The sequence below is a fragment of the Salipiger sp. HF18 genome (assembly GCF_011806505.1).
GTDB lineage: Bacteria > Pseudomonadota > Alphaproteobacteria > Rhodobacterales > Rhodobacteraceae > Salipiger > Salipiger thiooxidans.
On sequence record NZ_JAATOS010000668.1, the window covers coordinates 1 to 1829 of the forward strand.

A 1829-nucleotide genomic window follows, 5' to 3' on the forward strand; every position below is an offset into this window, starting at 1 on the left:
GCTGGGCAAGACCAGCTTCCGCCGCCCGGTGCTGGCGGATGCGGTGTGCAATGCCAAGGCCGGCTGCCTCTACCCCAACAACGGCCGGATGCTGGTCGAGGCCCGCGCCCGCGGCTTCTCGAACGCGCTGGTGACCGATGCCATGGGCAACGTCGCCGAAAGCGCAACCGCCAACATCTTCATGGCCCGGGACGGCGAGCTCTTCACGCCGATCGCCAACGGCACCTTCCTGTCGGGCATCACCCGCGCCCGGCACATCGCGAACTTCCGCGCCGACGGCGTGAAGGTGCACGAGGCGGTGCTGACCTACGCCGATTTCGAGGCCGCCGACGAGGTGTTCCTGTCGGGCAACCTCAACAAGGTCACGCCCGTGTCCGGTTTCGAGGACACATCCTACCAGATCGGCCCGCTCACCCGCCGGGCGCGCGAGCTCTACTGGGACTGGGCCGTCAGCGAGGGCTGAGGCCCGCGCGCGGCGGGGGAGAGCGCTTCAACCTGCGGCGGAATGTCCGCTGTTGCCACTACCGGTGCGCTGCGACATGATCGCGCCGGAAGGAGATCCCCGATGCGCAAGTTCCTCGTCGTCCTCGACGACAGCCGCGAGTGCCTGAATGCCATGCGCTTTGCCGCGATGCGCGCTGCCAAGACCAAGGGCGGCGTCACCATCCTCTCGGTGATCCCCCCCGATGAGTTCAACCACTGGATCGGCGTCGGCGACATCATGCGCGAGGAAGCACGCGAGCGCATCCACGCCCATTACGAGGTCTTCGCCAAGTGGATGCGGGACCGTCACGATGTCGATCCCGAGCTGGTCATCCGCGAGGGCGACGTGGTGAACGAGATCCTCGGCCAGGTGAAGGCCGACGAGGACATCGGGGTGCTCGTGCTGGGCGCGGCTTCGGGCAAGAAGGGGCCGGGCCCGCTGGTGAGCCAGCTCAGCCGCGGCTCGGGCAGCCTGCCGATCCCGGTCACCATCGTGCCGGGAGACCTCTCGAAGGAACGGCTCGAAGAGATCACCTGAGCCGGGGCGGGCGCGGTTTTCGCATCGTGTCCGTTTTTAGAACGGTTCCAAATCTTGACGCTCGCCGAACGGGGGCGCATATATGGTCAGCCCGCAGAAAGGTACCTCGCAGATGTTCATTCAGACCGAATCCACCCCCAATCCCGCGACGCTGAAGTTTCTGCCCGGTCAGGCGGTGCTCGGTGCCGGGACCGCAGATTTTCCGAACGCCGACGGCGCCGATGCCTCGCCGCTGGCCAGGCGCCTGTTCTCGGTGACCGGCGTCACCGGCGTGTTCCTCGGCAGCGATTTCGTCACCGTGACCAAGGATGACGGCGCCGACTGGGATCACGTGAAGCCCGCCGTGCTGGGCGCGATCATGGAGCATTTCCAGTCCGGCGACCCGGTGATGGCAGGCGAGGGCGGATCCTCCGGCCACGCTGCCTTCGACGGTGAGGACAAGGAAATCGTCGGCCAGATCAAGGAGTTGCTCGACAGCCGCGTGCGTCCCGCCGTGGCCCAGGACGGTGGCGACATCACCTTCCACGGCTTCGAGCGCGGCGTCGTCTATCTTCACATGCAGGGCGCCTGCGCCGGTTGCCCGTCGTCGACCCTGACGCTGAAGATGGGCATCGAGAACCTGCTCCGCCACTACATCCCCGAAGTCACCGAAGTGCGTCCCGTCGCCTGACGGCGGCGCCTTCGTTCCGACCGGCGGCGCGCGGCTCCCGCTGCGCGCCGGCGCCCTGATGGCATGACCGACACCGTTCTCGCGTTCGACACCGCGTTCTCCAGCGTTTCCGCCTGCCTGCTGCAAGAGGGCCGGGTC

Annotated in this window: 3 protein-coding genes; all 3 read left to right on the top strand. The window is 67.3% G+C overall.

The window, feature by feature from the left end; all coding sequences use genetic code 11:
• The coding region (locus HC022_RS25650; protein WP_175583739.1) for an aminotransferase class IV at positions 1 to 463 on the top strand (463 nt) is incomplete at its 5' end.
• Between the two features lie 102 nt (positions 464 to 565).
• Positions 566 to 1021 (top strand): universal stress protein, encoded by a 456-nt coding sequence (locus HC022_RS25655; protein WP_008884915.1) that lies wholly within the window; start codon positions 566 to 568, stop codon positions 1019 to 1021.
• 112 nt (positions 1022 to 1133) lie between these two features.
• Positions 1134 to 1691: a NifU family protein gene (locus HC022_RS25660; protein WP_008884127.1), complete on the top strand. Its 558-nt coding sequence runs from the start codon at positions 1134 to 1136 to the stop codon at positions 1689 to 1691.
• Positions 1692 to 1829: the final 138 nt, after the last annotated feature.